A 19,747-nucleotide genomic window follows, 5' to 3' on the forward strand; every position below is an offset into this window, starting at 1 on the left:
AAGAGAAGAGGTAAATACTTCTATTTATTTCAAGTGTTTGGTATAAAAATCATAGGGTAAATCCAGTCCTCTCACAACACCCAAAATGTTCTCTTCAATTCCGCGCGTGTTAGTTCCCAATTCGGTCACATTGCAGCAAATTCTGGCGTCTCAGGCGAATTTTCCTTGTGCGCTTTTATAAACTCATGTAGAATTCGGTCTCCTTTTGTTTGGACAGATTTCACCGTCCAAACCAACTATAATAGGTAGTGGTTTAAATGAAAACTCTCAGCGCTAAGCCAGCTGAAGTTCAACACGACTGGTATGTTGTTGATGCTTCTGGCAAAACTTTAGGTCGCCTTGCGACTGAAATCGCTCGTCGTTTACGCGGTAAGCACAAAACTTCTTATACTCCTCACGTTGACACTGGCGACTACATCGTTGTGATCAATGCTGAACACGTTCAAGTGACTGGTAAAAAAGCGCTTGATAAGAAATATTATCGCCATACTGGTTTCCCTGGTGGTATCCGTGAGACTAACTTCGAGAAGTTAATTGCTCACAAACCTGAAGCAGTTTTAGAAAAAGCTGTTAAAGGTATGTTGCCAAAAGGTCCTCTTGGTTATGCAATGATCAAAAAAATGAAAGTGTACGCTGGTACTGAGCATCCTCATACTGCTCAACAGCCACAAGTTTTGGACATCTAAGGGATACAGCACATGGCTACTAATTATGGTACAGGTCGCCGTAAGACCGCAACTGCACGTGTTTTCTTATCAGCTGGTACAGGTAAACTCGTAATTAACAACCGTACACTTGAGCAATATTTCGGTCGTGAAACTGCTCGTATGGTTGTGCGTCAGCCTTTAGAGCTTTTAGAAGTTACTGAAAAATTTGACCTTTACATCACTGTTAAAGGTGGTGGTATTGGTGGTCAAGCAGGCGCTATCCGTCACGGTATTACTCGTGCATTGATCGCTGCTGACGAAACTTTAAAACCTGCTCTTCGTCAAGCTGGTTTCGTTACTCGTGATGCTCGTGAAGTTGAACGTAAGAAACTTGGTTTACGTAAAGCACGTAAACGTCCTCAATTCTCTAAACGTTAATCGTTTTACGAATTGGACAAAAAACCTCGGATTTATCCGAGGTTTTTTATTGCCTAGTCTTAATTATTTCTTTTGAGAACAATCCATCATTGCATCCCCCGAACCATCGGCAGCAGCAAATTCCGTGATCGTACAGCCATTTTCTTGATAGGTTCTGGTACTTTTCGAAAATTGATGATCTTTAGGAATTGGCGCATTACACGGCTGACCCGTTTTTTCATTGACCATCTGGATTGGCCCATCGTTATAAATCGTCACTTTACAAGCTTTAACCACATACTGTTTTTTTATACCACCATATTGTGAGTCATCCTGATCAGCTGCCGCAGCAATCGCAACATCCGTAGCAGCTCTACTCTCCGCTGATGTAGCACGATGCGTCTGCTTGGAGACTGTCTGCGAGCTTGCACAGCCACCCAGTAATAACCCAGCACAAAGTGCGGCCAAGTAATATCGTTTCATTCCCTTCTTCTCTCTTTGAACTTATTGAATCATAAATCTATTCTGTAACAATCATATTATTCAGCTTTAAGTGATTTCCAACGTTAATTTTAGTATTCTAAACAGTCAACCATAATTTTTTGGACTTATGTCTCTAGAAAATCCCCCAAGCCCTGTCCAAGGCATTACGCTTTATAGTCATGCAGATGATTTCCGTTCACACTGGATTCGTTTTTTACTCGCTGAAAAACAAATCAAATATCAACTCATTATCACAGACCACGAAGATGAGGATTTAGCGGATCTCAATCCCTATAATCAACTTCCCATGTTGATCGAACAAAATCTGAAGCTGTTCTCGGCCAATGTAATTGCCGAATATCTAGATGATCGCTATCGTCAAAACAAGCTCTATGCCGATGCGCCCATGGCTCGTGCAGAGCAACGACAATATATCTGGCGTTTTGAGCAAGATTGGTTCAAGTTGGCGGATCACATGCTTAGACATGCAGATACATTAGATCAAAAACAACAGCAAAAAGCACAGAAAGAGCTGAGAGATACCTTAATTTCACTGACTCCGCTATTTCAGCATTTCCCATTTTTCATGTCAGAAACATTTTCAATTCTCGATTGTATGCTGGCCCCGATCTTCCTTCGGCTGAAAAGTATGGGGGTTGAATTGCCAGCACAGCACTGTCGGCCTATATTCTTGTATTGTCATCGTATCTTTAGCCGACCATCGTTCATTAAATCAATGACAGCTCAAGAAAAAAACAGCTACAATGAATTGATTTCTACGATTTAATAAGTTTTTCAATTATGTCTGAGCAAATAACTTTTACGCCGACACGTCCCTATCTTGCTCGCGCCATTTATGAATGGATTTGCGATAACCAACTGACGCCCTATTTATTAGTTGATGCAACCCAACCACACACCGATGTGCCTTTGCAATTTGTAAAAGATGGTCAGATTGTCTTAAACCTTGCACCACACGCCATCCATCAACTCCATATGAGCAATGAAGCGATTACCTTTTCTGCTCGTTTTGGTGGTGTCGCAAAAGAAATTTATGTCCCGATTCGTGCGGTACTCGGCATATATGCCAGAGAAAATGGTCAAGGTTTATTTTTTGATCCTTCAGAATATGAAGCACTTACAGAAACAGCTGTAGCGCCAGCCGAAGAAGCCAAGCAAGAAACTGAACCAACCAAAAAGAAACCTTCACTAAGAATTCTAGATTAAGCGAGGATAGACACGATGGCATTTGACTTAGTTCAGTATTTTGCTGAACAAATTAAAATTCAAAAACCGCAACTTTTTAGTCAATATTCTCCTAAAGAAAAACATGCCTATATTGACGAAGTGAACGTATTAGCATTGGGACAGCTGATCAGTCTGTGGAAGCAAAATCCGCAGAAACTCTATCAGGAAGTTCAAACTGCCGATCCGCTTTATATTCAAGAAGTGTCTCGCCATCTGACCACCTCAGCCCATAACCAATCAACGCTTAAAGCAACTGAACTTGAAAGCAGTATTTCTGATGTCCTCACGCTACAATTAGCTGAATTAAAACAGCTCGATGCAACTGGTAGCTTTGGGCAAACAGGATTAACCGAACTGTTACTGGGTCAAATTGAACATTTATCAGGACAAGCTGAAGACTGGGTATGGTCAACCAACCAACTCACAGAGTTGCTCGGCTCAAAACCGGTCGTACAGGAAGAAGTCTCTCTTGAAGCAACCATGCAGGAATTTAATCAGATGGTGCATCAAGCTCAGCCAACAACGACAGATCATGAATCAACAGCTGAAATAGAAATGCCTGCCATTCCGACATGGGCTTACATTGTTTCACCTGTGATCGCATTGGTCATTCTGGTTTTCTTGTATTGTTCATATTGCCAATTAATTTCAGCTTAATTTACCACCCATGATAAAGATTTTTTAATTACTTTCTTTATCATGGACTTATTATAAATTTAATTTTAAATAAAATATTATTTTAATTAATTTAAGCACATAATTTACATTTATTTACAATGAAAAAATAATATTAAACCCTAATATTAATGTGAATAAAATCACAATAAAAACCAATTATAATCCTCAATCAATATTTTAATTTGTTTATTTGACAAAAATTGTCAATTACTAGCACTCCTGTGATTTCAATTGTTTTAAAGTATGATTGATTTAATAAAAGAGTTTCCTATAATGAGATTAACTACTTTTGAAAACCAATCAAAAAAGCAAAAGTGGCCTATATATAAATTCATAAAAAAAGATGTATTAGTAGAGATAAGATCATGGCTAAAATTTCATTAGAAAGCTTAACAAATATTGATGGGTTCGTTGCAGCAGCATTAGTCGATACAGAAAGTGGTTTGGCGCTAGCGACTCAAGGTGGGGGCTCAATCGACTTAGAACTGGCAGCTGCGGGTAATACCGAAGTTATTCGAGCAAAACGCCGTGTAGCTAACTCACTGAAACTTAATGATGATATCGAAGATATCTTAATCACTCTTGGTAAGGCATACCATTTAATCCGTCCATTAGAAAGCAATGGCAACCTGTTCCTTTATCTCGTATTAGATCGCACTAAATCTAACCTAGCTATGGCTCGTCACGAACTTAAAACTTTTGAGAAAGAACTCGACTTTGCTTAATTTGCAAGTTCAATATATTTAATATACTAGATCTCTTGTATATATTTTTATTTAGCTTATTACATAATAAGAAAATAGAAATAATACAAGTGGTCTATTATTAGTCTTTAGTATTAAGACTAATTTTGTGCAGTCCAATATTTTATAAAACATTAAAGTGATACTATGAATGGACATTGCATTAATATCGCAATTTCAGGTATAAGTTTAAAAGTTTCAGATGAATTAAAAATAGAACTTAGAAAAACAATACCGAATGAATTTGGCATTAATTGGATCAACATAGCCGATCCCAATATCGACTTATTATTAATAAATGAAAATTTTTTTGATACCGAAGGTATTCAACGTATTTTAGAACAAAAAAAACTTCCCTGCTTAAAGGTTTCAAAAGGAGAAGGCTCACATCATATTGAAGAACACAATACGCTTTACTTACCTTTCCAGCATACAGATGCATTAAAAAACTGGATTCAGCTGCGCTTACTGAGTTATCTATCTCATCAACAATCACAACAACCTAAAACAGCGACTGTTTCCACACATAATGCCATTAATGAAAAGTATTTAAATGATATGTTAAATCCAGAGAATGCCCGACTCCATCTATTTGATGATCATGGTACCTTGGCGATTATTGATACGCGTAGCCAGATTGCTTGGCTAGAGCCAACACGCATCCAGACTCAAACCAACCATAGTTTTAAGTACGAATTTGCGACGACATCCAACTTTACCAAAGTCTCTCGAAAAGTTGAGTATAACCTGCAAGATTGGCTCTGGAATCTGTTTTGGCATTCTCTTGAATTCCAGCGGTTGGCGCCGAATGAAAATGACTATTATAAAATTGAATATTGGCCACAGCCTGCGCAAAGCCAAGACCGTAAAACCACCCTATTGCTCTCAGCCTGCTTTATACAAGGAGCCCAACTTTATCAAGTCGCCACACAATTAAAACTTCCTATTCAAACGGTTCAACAATTTATCGCTGCCTGTATGATCTCCAACAATGGCGGCATTATTTCAGCATCAGAAAGTCATTACTTAAAAACAGAAGTCGCTGAACAAGCTTCTGAACAACAAGGTTTTTTAAATAAATTTTTCGGCAAAATCAGACGCCGCTTTGGGCTTTAAGGAATTCTATGATTCTCCAACAATATAAAATCGTCTTTGCAGGAAGCATGGGCGCTGGAAAAACCGAAGCGATCAAATCGCTTTCAGAAATTCCAGTGCTTGCGACCGAAGCATTGAATACAGACAGTCAGGCCCATAATAAGATGCAAACTACGGTTGGTATTGATTATGGGGAAATTACTTTAGATGACGGCGTAAAAATCGGGTTGTATGGTACCCCAGGGCAATCACGTTTTGACTTTATCTGGCCAGTGATTTGCCAAGGGGCTTTGGGGGTGATTTTACTCGTCGATCACAACAGTAAAGTGCCCATTGAAGAACTTGAAAGCTATCTCGATACCTTTAAAGACTATACGCAAAATATTTCGATTGGTATCACCCATGTCGATGAAAATAAAGGACAACCAACAACGATTTACCGGGACTGGTTAATCCAGAATGACTACCACTATCCTTTATTTTTTATCGATGCACGCAAGCAAGAACATATTTTGCTGATGATTGAATCTCTTATCGCAGCACTAGAAGTTAATTTAAAAGCAACAAATTAATCACTTTATAAAGAGAAGAATTATGTTCAGTATTCCCAGTCAGCAACGTACTGCTCCCAAAGAGCTGATCCAGTTTGCAAAAGCTCAGGCCAATGATGTGCTCATGAATATTCGAGGGGTCGATTATATTATGCTCTGCTCAACAGATGGCTTTGAGCTCGCTGCAATTTATAAGAAAAACCCCTATAACAGTACCAAACTGGCTGCGGTCAGTAGTTCAATCTTGGCCATGGTTACCGCTTTTCTCAATGAAATTCAGCTGACTGGATGTCAAAGCATTACTCTGGATGCCGAGAATGGCAAGGCTATTTTAACCTCAATTCCGGCCCCCCATCACCCAATGGTGATGGTAACCTTAAGCAATAAAGACGTTTTACTCGGGCAACTGCTCTATAGCTTGAAGCAAGCCAGTACAGCAATCGTCGACGCTGACCAAGCCTAATTTCCAGACACAATCAAAATCTGACACAGTGCAACACTTGTCAGATTTTCGTCATTAATCATCTTTATACTGAATACATTACTTTTCTATTTTCATTTTTGAACCATTTCTTTTACTACATTTCACTAAATAACGATCCCAATCTGTTTAAAAAATCCAATATCATTCAATAATTCGCAATAAAATATTGTTTTTAAAAAGATCAGATGAATGGTTAGAAATTTAAATGATTTAGAAATACTTTTTCATTATTATAATTTTCGAACAAATAACAATCACAAAATTTTCATAAGTGAATAATTTCAATAAAACGGGATTGTGTTTGTTCAACTATTATTAAGCACTATGGAGAGAAAAGATGAGGCTGAAGAGCTTAAAACTCGGCGCAGGAACTGCACTATTACTCAGCGGTTTTGCCACCCAACAATGTTTGGCAGATTCCTATGTATTTGTAACCAATACCACACCACAAACAGTATCCGTACAAGTCAACCAAACTGGGGCACAATTGCAGCAAGGCAATGAATGGGCACAGGAAGCGACACAGATTGCACCCTATGAAACCAAACGTGTATTGCGTATGAATCGTTATACAGGGATCAAATCAGGTAAAACCTATAACTTTGATACCGTAGTGACCAGTGCCAACTCACAAGTGACCTTCAAACAAACCATGACTGGAACATGGTCGGGTAGCAATATTCAACACGGCATTCAAACAGCAAACACAACTTCCCCGTGGTATTCAGATCGTGATGTACACCGCATCAATACAACCTATGGCGGCTTATCCGCTCAGGCAGCAGTAAAAGCTGAATACACGGGTGGTTATGATGATTTCCACTACACGATTCACCAGAACACGGTTCAGGAGCCTGTTTCAGCCAGCGCCAATGAGTTAAAAGTCCTGACCTATAATATTTATGCCTTGCCGATGGTGGCGAGTAAAATCAGTGAACGTTTGGCCGAATTACCCAACCACTTGAATGGCTATGATGTAATTATGATGCAAGAAGCGTTCGCTTCCTCGCGTACAGGTATGTTGAATCAACTGTCACAACAATATCCATATCAGACACATATTCCTGTCGGCTCGGGCTATAACCTATTTGATAGCGGTTTGGTAATCGTAAGTCGTTATCCAATCGTCAAAACGGCCCAATTTATTTATCCAGACTGTACAGGAACCGATTGCTTTGCCGATAAAGGCGTGTTGTATGCTGAAATCATTAAAAATGGCAAGGCTTATCATGTCACGTCAACACATACCGCTTCTTTTGATACCGATGCAGCGCGTGCACTGCGCCAGACGCAGTTCAAGCAAATTCGTCAACTGGTAGACCAACAAAATATTCCAGCTTTCGATGCAGTGTTGATGGGGGGTGATTTTAATGTGAACAAGTTACTCTGGCCACAAGACTATCAAAATATGCTGAGCAACTTGAATGCGACTGCGGCAGCAAACAATACGGGTTATACCGCATCAACCTTTGACCCTCGTGTGAATAAATTAGCTGGTGCAGCAGGTTCAGGCGGTTCAACCGTTGAATATCTGGATTATATCGTGGCATCCAATAACCACCGTCAGCCCGTTCAGTCACGTAACGATGTGCGCATCCTGCGTACTACGGCTGATCCACTATATATGATCTGGGATCTTTCTGATCATTTCCCTGTAATGGGGCAGTTTAATTACAACCCTTAACGGAATATGGTATGAATAAAAGACTATTGCTGACAATTCTAATTGTTGTCGTGGTCTTGGTTGGGATTGTAGTCTGGAAGAGCACTGCCTCTTCCGCTGCAATCCAGCACACCAAATCCACCTCAGCATCTCAAGATTCGTCTCCACAGATGAGCAATGCCAGCATGCCCAATAAAAGCAAGGACGAACTGTTGCAGGATTCACTTTTGCAGCAACTCAAAACCTTACAGCAGCAACCTGGGAATATCATCGAGTTTCTCAATAACTTTAAAGCCAACTGCCCTGTTTCCGATTGTCATGTAGCACTTGCAAAAGCGCTTGCCAACTATCCCGATCAACAGTTTGCACACTTAGTGGAAAACTTGCTGAAACGCATGCCACAATATGAAAAGCAGATGCAAAGCACGGTGTTATCCACCGCTTTATCACCGAAACAACGTTTTGATGCGCTGTGGAAGCTCAGAGAACAAACCTTGGGGCAAGCCGAAGCCATGCTCGGTTTTGGGCAAGAGCGCAATTATGCGGATTATCGCTTTGCCTATAATGACTTGGTGCAAAATCAAAACCTCAGTGCTGAACAACGCTTAACAGCATTTGAAAAGCTACAGCGTCAATATCCTGATGCAAGCCAGCAGCAAAATAAAATGGGACTTTATCAACAAGCCGTTGATTTAATTAGCCAAGGGCAACATAGCCCAGCTGAAACTGAACGTTTAAAGCAAAAATTGCAGCAACAATATTTGACTGAGCAGGAACGTCAACAGGTTCAACAGCGCGAGCACCGTGAAACCCAGCAACAGCAGCAAGTTGATCAATATCAACAAGCCGTGCAGCAGTTACAACAAGATATGGAGCCGTTAAAAACCCAAGTGCCAAACGAAGAATGGCAAAAGCAATATCAAAGTCGTTTAGAAAACCTACGCTTAAAGATGTTTCCATAAAATAATTGAACCATCGATCTCATAGATCTGGATGGTTCAATCATGGCATTCCATTAATCGACAGCAATATTCAACAATTGCTGTCGTTTTTTCACCTGTTGTCCGACTTGGCCAATCAACTCATGTACGATGCCATCGACATCAGATTTGATTTGCTGCTGAATCTTCATGGCTTCCAGTACCAATAAGGTTTGCCCTTTCACCACCTGATCTCCGACATTCACCAACAGATTCACAATCGCCCCATCCATCGGTGCACGGATTTTACCATCCCCCATAACTTCAGCCGCTTCAGGTACCGCATAGGTCACGTTCTCAAGCACAATATTGCCATTGCCTGCATCTAAATACAGCTGATTTTGATCCAATACATACGCAAGCTTACGGCGAACGCCTTCACAACTATATATAACCTGCACATCACTGATACTTACAGCCTTGATCGTTGCATGTTGGTTACATAACTCAACTTTGACCTGCTGCTGATCATGTTGCACATGCAGCAATATCTGCTGATCGGCGTATTTTAGTTTCAGTGGGAACGGCATGCCAATACCCGTTTGCCACGCGACTTGCTGCTGATTTTGCTGGGTAAACAGTGCGGCTGCTACGGCAAGCGTTTCAATGTTCAAAGTTTGTTGATGTAGACTAATATCATCTTGAAAGTGCTGCTGAATAAAGGCAGTATTGGTCTCCCCAGCGACAATAATGGGATGACGTAATAAGTTGCTAAGAAATTGCTTATTACTATTCACCCCCAACAAGATACAATCATCAACGGCCCGAGCGAGCAGTCGAATCGCATCCTGACGGGTTTTGCCATAGGCAATGACCTTTGCCACCATCGGATCATAGAAGGGACTAATTTCACCTTGTTCTAACATGCCGTGGTCAATACGGACATTGGCTAAACTACCATCAGCCCCCGCAGGCTGCCAACGCAGCACTTTTCCCGTTTGTGGCAAAAAGTCCTGACGTGGATCTTCTGCATATAAGCGAACTTCAATCGCATGTCCATTCAGTGTCAACTCATGTTGCTGCAACGGTAACGTTTCGCCATTGGCAACACGCAATTGCCATTCCACCAAATCCAGTCCTGTCACCATTTCAGTGACTGGGTGTTCGACCTGTAAACGGGTATTCATTTCCAAGAAATAGAACGCACCCGATTGATCCAGCAAAAACTCGACCGTGCCTGCGCCAACATAATCACAAGCCTTGGCCGCTGCAACTGCTGCTTCGCCCATTTTCTGACGTAGTTCTGGTGTCATCACTGGACAAGGGGCTTCTTCGACCACTTTTTGATGACGGCGTTGGATCGAACAATCCCGTTCAAATAAATACACATAATTGCCATGTGTATCCCCAAACACTTGAATTTCAACATGGCGTGGGGCAATCACCGCTTTTTCTAAAATCAACTCACCCGAACCAAAGGCATTCTCTGCTTCTGAACGTGCTGTTTTTAATGCGTCCAATACATCGGCAGCGTGTTGGACCAGACGCATGCCTCGCCCACCACCGCCTGCCGAAGCTTTAACCATTAAAGGATAGCCAATCTTCTCAGCTTGTTGTGCTAGGTAATCAAGGCCTTGCTGATCGCCTTCATAACCTGGCACACACGGCACCCCTGCTTGAATCATGGCAATTTTTGAAAGACGTTTACTGCCCATCAATTCGATCGCAGCAGCCGTCGGTCCAATAAAGGTGATGCCATGATCAAGGCAAGCCTGAGCAAAGTCGGTATTTTCCGATAAAAAACCATAACCGGGATGGACCGCATCAGCTCCCGTCTTTTGGCAGGCTGCAATAATATTGGCAATGGATAAATAGGATTCGGAAACTTTAGATGCGCCGATATAAACCGCCTCATCCGCAAGCTGCACATGACGGGCATTGGCATCTGCATCTGAATACACCGCAACCGTTTGATAGCCCATGGCTTTGGCTGTTTGCATCACACGAACTGCAATCTCACCGCGGTTAGCCACTAATACTTTTGAAAAACTCATTGTTTAATCTCTATTATTAAATCCCTCTCAATCCGCCTTTTAAAGCGGAAGCCCCTCCTTTAATAAAGAGGGATTAGGGGAGATTTTAGTCAAACCAACTCGGATTACGTTTTTGAATAAAAGCCATGGTTCCTTCTTGACCTTCTGCACCACCGACTGCTTGAGCAAACTGTTGTGCCGCATCATCCAAAAGCTGCGCTAAAGGCTCATTCAGCGTCCGATGTAATATAGCTTTGGTGACGCGTGAGGCCAAAGGTGCAGCACGTTTGATCTGCTGAATCGCATCCATAAGCTGTTGTTCTAATTCAATATCATCTGGTGCAACTTGATGAACGACACCTAAATCCAAAGCCGTCTTGCCATCAAAACGTAAACCCAATAAGGCCAAACGACGGGCTTGGGTCAAACCAATGCGCTTCACCACAAAAGGCGCAATTTGCGCTGGTAAAATGCCCAAGCCTGTTTCTGGCAGACCAAACTGGGCACTCTCACGGCTGATGGCAATATCTGAAACACAGGCCAAGCCAAAGCCTCCACCAAGCACTGCCCCTTCTAGCAGAGCAACAACAGTCTGGGGGGCTTGATCAACCTGTTCGATCAAGGCCCCAAAACGGCGATTAAAATCGACATAAGGTTGCAAACTGCCTATATTCGCAGCTTCAACACGTAAGCTCGCCATATCTTTGATATCGCCGCCAGCACAGAAATGCCCACCTCGACCACGTAAAATCACAGCACGAATGGATGAATCATCCGCAATCTGGCTAAACACCTGCTGAATGGCGGTGACCATATTTAAGCTCATGGCATTACGGCTCTCAGGACGATTTAGCCATAGCGTTAAAATGCCACCTTGTTGTTCTAGCTGAATGCTGTCATCTATCGCCAAGCTTGCAAGAGAAGTTGCAACTGTCATGCTCCTGCTCCTATTTTTTCTGTTTCTTCGGCAAGATATCAGTGAGCTTACAAATGATTCCGAGCATAATTTCATCTGCACCGCCGCCAATCGACCCTAAGCGCCCATCACGGAACAGTTGTGATGCAGGGTTATCCCACATAAAGCCATTACCGCCCCAATATTGCAGACAGCTATCTGCTACCTCACGACTTAATCGTCCTGCTTTCAGCTTCGCCATTGACGCCATCAAGGTTGCATCCTCACCAGCAATATGCTGCTCACAGGCTTGATAAGTTAGAGCTTTCAGTGCTGCGACTTCAGTCATCAGTTCAGCAAAACGAAAATGTACATATTGGTTATGAATCAGGGGCTGACCAAAGGTAGTACGATCCTTAGTGTAATCAATGGTTTGCTGAATGACTTTTTCCATCCCCCCCACCGCATTGGCACAGGCCCACATGCGTTCCTCTTGGAACTGCATCATTTGCATCATAAAACCCATGCCTTCCACACCAACTAAATTGCGTTGCGGTACTCGAACATTGTCAAAATAGACTTGTGCAGTGGTGGTTGAACGCATGCCCAATTTATTCAGTGGCTCTGAAAAACTAATCCCTGCTGCCTTGGCTGGGACAATAATCATGGATTTATTGACGTGTGGTTTGTCATCAGAGGTATTCGCAAGTAAACAGAAGAAATCGGCTTGTAGTGAGTTGGTAATCCACATCTTGCTGCCATTAATGACATAATCATCACCATCTTTTTTTGCTGTGGTTTTAATCGCTGCCACGTCAGAACCTGCATGCACTTCCGAAACCGCAATCGACGCGACATATTCACCACGAATCGCAGGATTTAGAAACTCATCTCGCAGTTCTTTGCTGCCAAAGCGAGCAAGCGCTGGCGTTGCCATATCGGTTTGTACGCCAATCGCCAGTGGCACACCACCACAAGCAGCGCGACCTAACTCTTCTGCCACCACAAGGTTATAAGAATAATCGAGTCCTAAACCACCATTTTCCTCAGGCTTACAAATCCCCAATAAACCCAAATCCCCCATTTTCTTAAACACGTCATGAATTGGAAAACGGCCTGCTTCTTCCCATTCTGGAATAAAAGGGTTCAGCTCATTTTCAACAAACTGACGTGTGGTACGGCGTAAAGCTTCATGTTCTGCGGTAAATTTCATTGTTTTTTTCCTTAAAATTAATCTCCCCTAATCCCTCTTTAATTAAAGAGGGGAATTCCTTCCTTTAAAAAGGGAGGCTGGGAGGGATTATTAAAATCTCGACACACCAAATCGTGTTGGATTGAGTTCACGTTGTTGTGCTTCATAAATGGTTAGTAATAAAAAGATCAGTACCTTACGGGTATCTCTCGGATCGATAATCCCATCATCATGCAGCATTGCCGTATTGAACAATGCAGTCGACTGTTGTTCCAATTTCATGGCGGTGCTTTGTTCCAAGAAATCCAGCATCTGCGGATTCGGTTCCATTCCTGATGCTTTTTGTTTACCTTCAGCCACGATACGCAAAACTTTACCTGCTTGTGCTGCACCCATCACTGCGACATGTGAATTCGGCCATGCAAAGATAAATTGTGGCGATAAACTTCGTCCGCACATGGCATAGTTACCCGCGCCATAAGAACCCGCAACCACGATCGAAATCTTAGGTACTGTTGTATTGGCAACTGCCTGAATTAGCTTGGAGCCATGCTTGATAATGCCGTTTTGCTCAGCATCGGTTCCGACCATAAAACCTGTGGTGTTGTGCAGGAATAAAAGTGGACGTTGGGTCTGTTCACAGAGATGAATAAATTGCGCTGCTTTGGCTGCCCCCTGTGGCGTGATCGGGCCATTATTGGTAATGATGCCGATATGCAGCCCTCCCATTTTTGCCCAGCCACAGACTGTTAAAGCATCATATTCCTGTTTAAATTCCAGAAAATCTGAATCATCAATGATCCGTGCAATGATTTCTTTCATATCAAAAGGTTGCTTTGGATCTTGCGGAACAATCCCTAACAGCTCTTCAGCCGCATAACGCGGTTCTTTATAATTCTGATTGGATTGTGCAGTTTGTTCTTTCCAATTGAGATGTTCGAGAATCTCACGTGCTAAGCGAATACCATCAGCATCATTCTCCGCAAGATATTCCGCCACGCCTGAAACTTGAGTATGCATTTCCGCACCACCCAACTCTTCAGCAGTCGCTACTTCGCCTGTTGCAGCCAATAACAACGGTGGGCCCGCCAACAGCATTTCTGTTTGTTTGCGAACTGCAATCACATAATCAGACAGCCCCGGTTGATAAGCACCACCTGCGGTTGCATTACCATGCACCACAGCGACTTGTGGAATCCCTGCCGCAGATAAGCGTGCCTGATTTGCAAAGGTCATACCGCCATAGGTAAACACTTCAGCCGCATAGTTCAGGTTTGCCCCACCACTTTCGGTCAATGTCACCATCGGCAGCTTTTGTTCTAATGCAATCTTTTGCAGGCGGAGGGTTTTATGTACCCCCATCGGTGACATGGTACCCCCCTTGATTGCACTGTTACTGGCAGAGACCAGTGCACGTACACCACTGACAAAACCAATGCCTGCAATCACCCCGCCGCCGGCTTCGGAACCATCTTTATCGTCATGCATGTTGTAGCCGACCAGACCACACAGCTCGACAAATGGTGAGTCTGCATCTAACAGTAAACGAATACGTTCGTGCGGCAAGATTTTGCCTTTCTTATCGAACTTGGGTTTTGCCGCATAAGACTTATCAATGCTTTTTTGCTGCACGGCACGCACTTCAGCCAACTGCGCTAATAATGCCTCTCTATTTTGCTCATACTGCTCACCACCCACTGCAATTTCAGATTGGAGAATAGTCATGTTTTTTCTCCATCCGTTTTGAATATGTCAGGAATAAAAGCACGATGGAAACCATTAAAGGCATCATTATTGGTCGCATCAGCCAATGGATACATCCGTGTGCCTTGTGAAGCAGCCCCATCAATACGCAGGGTGACACCTGATACAAAAGCAGCAGCATCTGAAAGTAAATAGCAAATCGCTGAAGAGATTTCTGACTCGGTACCCATACGTTTTAACGGAACATTACTCGCTAAACTTGGAATGATCACTTTGGCAAAATCACCACTGTAATTATCCATTCCCGAAGAAATTATCCAGCCTGGTGCAACCGCATTGACACGTACCCCAGATTTCCCCCATTCCACTGAAGCAGTTTTAGTGAGGTTATCAACCCCTGAACGTGCTGCACCTGAATGCCCCATACCCGGCATACCACCCCACATATCTGCGGTCATATTGACAATGCTACCGCCATGTTTTGCCATCCACTGATTATAGGCTTCACGCATCAAGTAAAAAGTTGAATGCAGGTTATTACGAACCACTGCATCAAAACCATTGGCAGAAATATTCTCTAATGCAGAAGGAAATTGTCCACCCGCGTTATTGACTAAACCATCGAGCTGGCCAAATTTTTCCAACACCTCAGCAATCATATTTTTGACTTGCTCTTCCTCACGGTTATCGCAGACGATGAAATGGACTTTGCCGCCATCCTCCAGAATTTCTTGGCTAACCTTTTCCAGTTTTTCAACTTTTCGGCCTGTAATCACTATTTGTGCGCCCAAAGAAGCAAGCTCATGTGCAGTACAACGGCCAATACCAGAGCCACCGCCTGTCACGATAATGACTTTGTCAGCAAATGCATCTGTCCTGAAAATTGATTGATAACCCATGCTTTATGATCCATTCATCTATTATTTTTAACTGAATACACACTACCAAGCAAGTGCTTGGTTTGTAAAGTACCAAGATGCCTTTCTTATTCAAATTAAAATGTCACTTTTTGCTAAAATATTATTTCTAGTGCTAACATGCTGTTCAATTTAAGATTTTTTAAACGTTAAAAACTCACAATGAATACAAGCTATTATCAAAATTCGATAGATTTTTTTTTAAATGAAAATAAAAATGCAATTTTTGGACAACTTGCACGTCATCATCAACATGATTTAGAAGATTTACAGAAAAATGCTTGGCTTGAACAAATTGATTTTCTAAAACAGGAGCTTAAAGAGTTCTGTGGGCACTTATATTTTGAGTTCTCTATCCCTAGAATGGGAAAACGAGTAGATAATATATTAATTATAAATAATTTAGTCTTTGTAATAGAGTTTAAAGTAGGCGAAAAAAGTTATTCAAACTATGCCCAAAATCAGACAATTGACTATTGCTTAGATTTACAAAATTTTCATGAAGGAAGTCATAATAAAACGATTATCCCGATTCTTATTGCGACGAACGCCCCAAATACGACCTCTCAGATTGATAACTCTCTAGGCTTAACCAGCTGTATCCTGTGTAATAAAGACAATTTTAAAGCAACTTTGATTCAAATTTTAGACAAAGTAAAAACAGATGAATGTTTAAATATTCATACTTGGGAAAATAGCATTTATAAGCCGACACCAACTATTATTGAGGCTGCTCAAGCCTTATACAAAGGCCATAGCGTTAAAGAAATTTCACGAAGTGATGCCGGTGCGATTAACTTATCAAGTACTTCTATTCGAATAAACGAAATTATCGAAGACTCAAAAGCTCAGCATAAAAAATCAATCTGCTTTTTGACTGGGGTTCCTGGTGCCGGAAAAACACTTGCTGGACTAAACATCGCGAATGAACGACTAAAAGCCGATCAATCAGAACATTCCGTATTCTTATCTGGCAATGGTCCATTAGTGGATGTCTTGAGAGAAGCCTTAACTAGAGATTCAGTAGAGACTGCTAAAAGAAGTGGGCAGAAAATTTTACGTACGGAAGCAGAACGGAAAGCAAAGGCTTTTATCCAAAATATTCATCATTTTAGAGATGACAATTTAAGAACGCCTCATGCCCCTATTGAAAAAGTTGTCGTTTTCGATGAAGCACAAAGAGCTTGGCAAAAAGAACAAGTCTCCAAATTCATGCAACAGAAAAAGGGAATCCAAAACTTTGATATGTCTGAGCCCGAATATCTAATCAGTGTGATGGATCGGCACGATGATTGGTGTGTAATTATATGTCTGATTGGTGGCGGTCAAGAAATTAACACTGGTGAGGCAGGTGTTTCAGAATGGATCGATGCTCTCAAAACAAAATATTCATCTTGGGATATTTATTACTCAGATAAGATTTTGGCTGAACCTAACACCTATCTAAATAATTTAGATTTATCAAATTGGCTAAAACAACATGGACATCAAAAAACTGATCTTCATTTATCGACTTCTGTCCGCTCATTTCGAAGTGAAAAAGTTGCATCCTTGATCCAATCCATTTTAGACAATCAAAATGATCTAGCTGCTCAAATTTATCAAGAAATTAAACACAATTATCCAATCAAAATCACGAGAGATTTAAGCAAAGCAAAAGCCTGGTTAAGACATCAAGCGAGAGGTACGGAAAGAATTGGACTGATCGCAAGTTCAGGCGCTAAAAGACTAAAAGCAGAAGGCATATATGTTAAAAATGATATATCTCCAGCTGATTGGTTTTTAAATCATCAGGATGATACCCGGTCATCTTATTACTTAGAGGATATTGCGACTGAGTTCGATATCCAAGGGCTTGAAATCGACTATACCTGCGTAACTTGGGATATTAACCTCTATTATGATCAGGGTTGGCAATTTCAAAGTTTTAAAGGCTCAAAGTGGCAGAATATTAATAAAGACTCAACTAAAAATTACCTTCTCAATGCTTATAGAGTTCTATTAACGCGAGCCCGACAAGGTATGGTTATTTTTATTCCTGCTGTAGATGGAAAAGATCCAACAAGACCTCAAAAACACTATGACTCAATCTATGACTATCTGCTTTCTTGTGGGCTAGACATAATATAAAAAGTATCGGAGTTTCGCTTGTACTGCTTTAGGACAAACGAAACTCCGATACCAGATAAATGCAGCTCAAGATATTAGTTTTCTAGGCACTTTCACCGGCATATCCAATAATTGCTGTGCAAAGGCTTTGCCCTGCGGATCAATTCGCAAGCTGGCAATCCCACCTCCACCCAATGCATTTTCCAGCATGAAATTCAGGGCATGCATCTCTGGCAACTCATAACGAATGACGTTTGATTTTTCAGGATCAAGAACATGCTGCATATACGCTGCAACATTGGCTTCAGTCAGTGCGGCACGAATCCACGGTAAATATTCTGCTTGACGTGCAATCACCCCAATATTGCTATGATTGCCTTTATCGCCACTGCGCGCATGCGCTACATCGATCAAACAGACTTCAACCTCATCGCCTTGATATACAGCCACGTCACCGACGGGATGTAGCTCGACCTCTAGTGCTGTTTGCCCTGTTGGAATCTGTACGGGATAACGCTGCCCTGCAAAATCGACTTCGACCTTTAATTGATCTTTATCAATCAAGAATGAAAATAGTTTCACCACGGCCGATGCTTTAGGGCGACCACCAACAATCCCTGCCAATGCAGGTGCCATGCCTGTTGAAGCTTGGGCAATTTCAGAAGCAAAGAACATACAGGCTTCTTTAAACAGATGCTTAACCGCGATCTTAACCACCACTTCACGACTGTCTTTCACTTTCGCATGTGCACCATAAGTACTTTCAATGCCGAGAATTTCGACTGATTTTTCACTAAATGGTGGGACTGAGCGTAGTGCCAAGACTCGTTCACATTTATTCAGAATGGCATCCGCAATCACTTGGGCTTTTTCTGGTGCTTCACGACCTGCGATTAAGAAACTGACCAAGACACGATAACCATCCGCATAGGTCGCACTGACTTTATATTGCTGAGTTGGCGGACGACCTGTGGCACCAGTCACTTTGACTCGATGCTCTCCCACCTGTTCTAAATGTACTTGGCTAAAATCAGCGCTTACATCGGGTAAAAGATAGGCTTGCGGATTGCCAATTTCGTAAACGATCTGCTCTGCTACAGTCGCAGTCGAAACCAATCCACCCGTTCCTTTGGGCTTGGTCACGATAAATGAAGCATCAGCACTGACTTCTACGATTGGAAAGCCCATATTGTCAAAGCCTTGAACCAGACGCCAATCGGTAAAATTTCCGCCTGTACACTGCGCACCACATTCAATCACATGCCCAGCCAAGGAACCTTGTGCTAGCTTGTCATAATCATCGAGGGACCATTTGTACTCATGCAATAATGGGGCAAGCACAACTGCGGAGTCGACCACACGGCCTGTAATCACAATATCCGCACCTAAGTCCAAAGCATCACGAATCGCAACTGCACCGAGATAGGCATTGCTACTGGCCACATGTGCAGGCAAGGCTTCAGCATTAAACATTTCCTGAACATTTTGGGCGAGTAATTCGGCATGCTTTGGCAATACATCATCGCCTAACACCACAGCAACTTTTAAATCCAAGCCTTTTTCATCAATGATTTTCTGTAAGGCATCACGGCAAGCCAATGGATTTACCCCACCTGCATTACTGATCACTTTAATTTTTTTCTCAGCAATTTCATGGATCAGGGGCGCCATCACTCGACTGACAAAATCCAGTGCATAACCATGACTTGGATCCAGCATCATCGCCTTGGCCATAATCGACATGGTGATTTCTGACAGATAATCAAAGACTAAATAATCAATATCACTCAGATGCACCAACTGAAAGGCAGCGGTATTGGTATCGCCCCAAAACCCTGATGCACACCCGATTTTGACTAGCCTCTGCTCATCCTGTTTGACACTTGTCATGCGCTTTCTCATTGTTATTGATAAAAACGCCTCAACATTACCAAGCAAGTGCTTGGTTTGTAAAGTGCATAATGCTAT

The 19,747-nt window shown here is 42.0% G+C and carries 19 protein-coding genes; 12 read left to right on the top strand and 7 right to left on the bottom strand.

Annotated elements, in window-relative coordinates; translation table 11 throughout:
* Positions 1–257: 257 nt before the first annotated feature.
* Positions 258–686 (top strand): 50S ribosomal protein L13, encoded by a 429-nt coding sequence (gene rplM / locus F907_RS15925; protein ID WP_004802631.1) that lies wholly within the window; start codon positions 258–260, stop codon positions 684–686.
* A 12-nt stretch (positions 687–698) separates the two neighbouring features.
* On the top strand, positions 699–1,085 hold the full coding sequence (rpsI, locus tag F907_RS15920; RefSeq protein WP_004640839.1) for a 30S ribosomal protein S9: 387 nt from the start codon (positions 699–701) through the stop codon (positions 1,083–1,085).
* 63 nt (positions 1,086–1,148) lie between these two features.
* On the opposite strand, the gene F907_RS15915 is transcribed toward rpsI, so the two are convergent.
* Complete coding sequence (locus tag F907_RS15915) at positions 1,149–1,547, bottom strand: hypothetical protein (protein WP_016651223.1); 399 nt, start codon at positions 1,545–1,547, stop codon at positions 1,149–1,151.
* Between the two features lie 127 nt (positions 1,548–1,674).
* Here F907_RS15915 and F907_RS15910 point away from each other — a divergent pair, with 127 nt between their 5' ends.
* The 9 genes from F907_RS15910 (at position 1,675) to F907_RS15870 (ending at position 8,971) form a co-directional block, all read left to right on the top strand.
* Positions 1,675–2,334, top strand: coding sequence for a glutathione S-transferase N-terminal domain-containing protein (locus F907_RS15910; RefSeq protein WP_005269165.1), 660 nt, complete (start codon positions 1,675–1,677; stop codon positions 2,332–2,334).
* 14 nt (positions 2,335–2,348) lie between these two features.
* Positions 2,349–2,774, top strand: a complete 426-nt coding sequence (locus F907_RS15905; RefSeq protein ID WP_016651224.1) for a ClpXP protease specificity-enhancing factor — start codon at positions 2,349–2,351, stop codon at positions 2,772–2,774.
* Positions 2,775–2,789: 15 nt separating this feature from the next.
* Positions 2,790–3,452 carry a hypothetical protein gene (locus tag F907_RS15900; RefSeq protein WP_016651225.1) on the top strand — a complete coding sequence of 221 codons (663 nt, stop codon included), beginning with the start codon at positions 2,790–2,792 and terminating at the stop codon, positions 3,450–3,452.
* A 386-nt stretch (positions 3,453–3,838) separates the two neighbouring features.
* Entirely contained in the window at positions 3,839–4,198 is a 360-nt protein-coding gene (locus F907_RS15895) for a roadblock/LC7 domain-containing protein (protein ID WP_005296886.1), read from the top strand.
* Positions 4,199–4,363: 165 nt separating this feature from the next.
* On the top strand, positions 4,364–5,332 hold the full coding sequence (locus tag F907_RS15890) for a hypothetical protein (protein WP_016651226.1): 969 nt from the start codon (positions 4,364–4,366) through the stop codon (positions 5,330–5,332).
* A gap of 8 nt (positions 5,333–5,340) precedes the next feature.
* On the top strand, positions 5,341–5,883 hold the full coding sequence (locus F907_RS15885; RefSeq protein ID WP_005244382.1) for a GTP-binding protein: 543 nt from the start codon (positions 5,341–5,343) through the stop codon (positions 5,881–5,883).
* A 22-nt stretch (positions 5,884–5,905) separates the two neighbouring features.
* A complete protein-coding gene (locus tag F907_RS15880) occupies positions 5,906–6,325 on the top strand; it encodes a roadblock/LC7 domain-containing protein (protein ID WP_005269160.1) in 420 nt (139 codons plus the stop codon).
* 358 nt (positions 6,326–6,683) lie between these two features.
* On the top strand, positions 6,684–8,030 hold the full coding sequence (locus tag F907_RS15875) for a sphingomyelin phosphodiesterase (protein WP_005269159.1): 1,347 nt from the start codon (positions 6,684–6,686) through the stop codon (positions 8,028–8,030).
* 11 nt (positions 8,031–8,041) lie between these two features.
* Positions 8,042–8,971: a lipase secretion chaperone gene (locus F907_RS15870; RefSeq protein ID WP_016651227.1), complete on the top strand. Its 930-nt coding sequence runs from the start codon at positions 8,042–8,044 to the stop codon at positions 8,969–8,971.
* Positions 8,972–9,024: 53 nt separating this feature from the next.
* Here F907_RS15870 and F907_RS15865 read toward each other — a convergent pair whose 3' ends face one another.
* The 5 genes from F907_RS15865 to F907_RS15845 form a co-directional block, all read right to left on the bottom strand.
* The gene (locus F907_RS15865; RefSeq protein WP_016651228.1) at positions 9,025–10,983 is read right to left on the bottom strand and encodes an acetyl/propionyl/methylcrotonyl-CoA carboxylase subunit alpha; all 1,959 of its coding nucleotides are present in this window, start codon (positions 10,981–10,983) and stop codon (positions 9,025–9,027) included.
* A gap of 85 nt (positions 10,984–11,068) precedes the next feature.
* Positions 11,069–11,899 (bottom strand): enoyl-CoA hydratase/isomerase family protein, encoded by an 831-nt coding sequence (locus F907_RS15860; RefSeq protein WP_016651229.1) that lies wholly within the window; start codon positions 11,897–11,899, stop codon positions 11,069–11,071.
* A gap of 10 nt (positions 11,900–11,909) precedes the next feature.
* Positions 11,910–13,070 (bottom strand): acyl-CoA dehydrogenase family protein, encoded by a 1,161-nt coding sequence (locus tag F907_RS15855; protein ID WP_005269155.1) that lies wholly within the window; start codon positions 13,068–13,070, stop codon positions 11,910–11,912.
* A gap of 90 nt (positions 13,071–13,160) precedes the next feature.
* Complete coding sequence (locus F907_RS15850; RefSeq protein ID WP_016651230.1) at positions 13,161–14,774, bottom strand: acyl-CoA carboxylase subunit beta; 1,614 nt, start codon at positions 14,772–14,774, stop codon at positions 13,161–13,163.
* Positions 14,771–15,652, bottom strand: coding sequence for an SDR family oxidoreductase (locus F907_RS15845; RefSeq protein ID WP_016651231.1), 882 nt, complete (start codon positions 15,650–15,652; stop codon positions 14,771–14,773). The genes F907_RS15850 and F907_RS15845 overlap by 4 nt, the downstream gene beginning before the upstream one ends.
* 180 nt (positions 15,653–15,832) lie before the next feature.
* Between F907_RS15845 and F907_RS15840 the strand changes: the two genes are divergently transcribed.
* Positions 15,833–17,800 (top strand): DUF2075 domain-containing protein, encoded by a 1,968-nt coding sequence (locus F907_RS15840; protein WP_016651232.1) that lies wholly within the window; start codon positions 15,833–15,835, stop codon positions 17,798–17,800.
* Positions 17,801–17,866: 66 nt separating this feature from the next.
* Here the strand turns inward: F907_RS15840 and F907_RS15835 are convergent, their stop codons facing one another.
* The gene (locus F907_RS15835) at positions 17,867–19,669 is read right to left on the bottom strand and encodes an acyclic terpene utilization AtuA family protein (protein ID WP_016651233.1); all 1,803 of its coding nucleotides are present in this window, start codon (positions 19,667–19,669) and stop codon (positions 17,867–17,869) included.
* Positions 19,670–19,747: the final 78 nt, after the last annotated feature.

It is taken from the genome of Acinetobacter colistiniresistens (assembly GCF_000413935.1).
Taxonomy (GTDB): domain Bacteria; phylum Pseudomonadota; class Gammaproteobacteria; order Pseudomonadales; family Moraxellaceae; genus Acinetobacter; species Acinetobacter colistiniresistens.

Coding starts and splice junctions, on each gene's coding strand:
- rplM (WP_004802631.1), top strand. CDS start 258: ATGAAAACTCTCAGCGCTAAGCCAGCTGAAGTTCAACACGACTGGTAT.
- rpsI (WP_004640839.1), top strand. CDS start 699: ATGGCTACTAATTATGGTACAGGTCGCCGTAAGACCGCAACTGCACGT.
- F907_RS15915 (WP_016651223.1), bottom strand. CDS start 1,547: ATGAAACGATATTACTTGGCCGCACTTTGTGCTGGGTTATTACTGGGT.
- F907_RS15910 (WP_005269165.1), top strand. CDS start 1,675: ATGTCTCTAGAAAATCCCCCAAGCCCTGTCCAAGGCATTACGCTTTAT.
- F907_RS15905 (WP_016651224.1), top strand. CDS start 2,349: ATGTCTGAGCAAATAACTTTTACGCCGACACGTCCCTATCTTGCTCGC.
- F907_RS15900 (WP_016651225.1), top strand. CDS start 2,790: ATGGCATTTGACTTAGTTCAGTATTTTGCTGAACAAATTAAAATTCAA.
- F907_RS15895 (WP_005296886.1), top strand. CDS start 3,839: ATGGCTAAAATTTCATTAGAAAGCTTAACAAATATTGATGGGTTCGTT.
- F907_RS15890 (WP_016651226.1), top strand. CDS start 4,364: ATGAATGGACATTGCATTAATATCGCAATTTCAGGTATAAGTTTAAAA.
- F907_RS15885 (WP_005244382.1), top strand. CDS start 5,341: ATGATTCTCCAACAATATAAAATCGTCTTTGCAGGAAGCATGGGCGCT.
- F907_RS15880 (WP_005269160.1), top strand. CDS start 5,906: ATGTTCAGTATTCCCAGTCAGCAACGTACTGCTCCCAAAGAGCTGATC.
- F907_RS15875 (WP_005269159.1), top strand. CDS start 6,684: ATGAGGCTGAAGAGCTTAAAACTCGGCGCAGGAACTGCACTATTACTC.
- F907_RS15870 (WP_016651227.1), top strand. CDS start 8,042: ATGAATAAAAGACTATTGCTGACAATTCTAATTGTTGTCGTGGTCTTG.
- F907_RS15865 (WP_016651228.1), bottom strand. CDS start 10,983: ATGAGTTTTTCAAAAGTATTAGTGGCTAACCGCGGTGAGATTGCAGTT.
- F907_RS15860 (WP_016651229.1), bottom strand. CDS start 11,899: ATGACAGTTGCAACTTCTCTTGCAAGCTTGGCGATAGATGACAGCATT.
- F907_RS15855 (WP_005269155.1), bottom strand. CDS start 13,070: ATGAAATTTACCGCAGAACATGAAGCTTTACGCCGTACCACACGTCAG.
- F907_RS15850 (WP_016651230.1), bottom strand. CDS start 14,774: ATGACTATTCTCCAATCTGAAATTGCAGTGGGTGGTGAGCAGTATGAG.
- F907_RS15845 (WP_016651231.1), bottom strand. CDS start 15,652: ATGGGTTATCAATCAATTTTCAGGACAGATGCATTTGCTGACAAAGTC.
- F907_RS15840 (WP_016651232.1), top strand. CDS start 15,833: ATGAATACAAGCTATTATCAAAATTCGATAGATTTTTTTTTAAATGAA.
- F907_RS15835 (WP_016651233.1), bottom strand. CDS start 19,669: ATGACAAGTGTCAAACAGGATGAGCAGAGGCTAGTCAAAATCGGGTGT.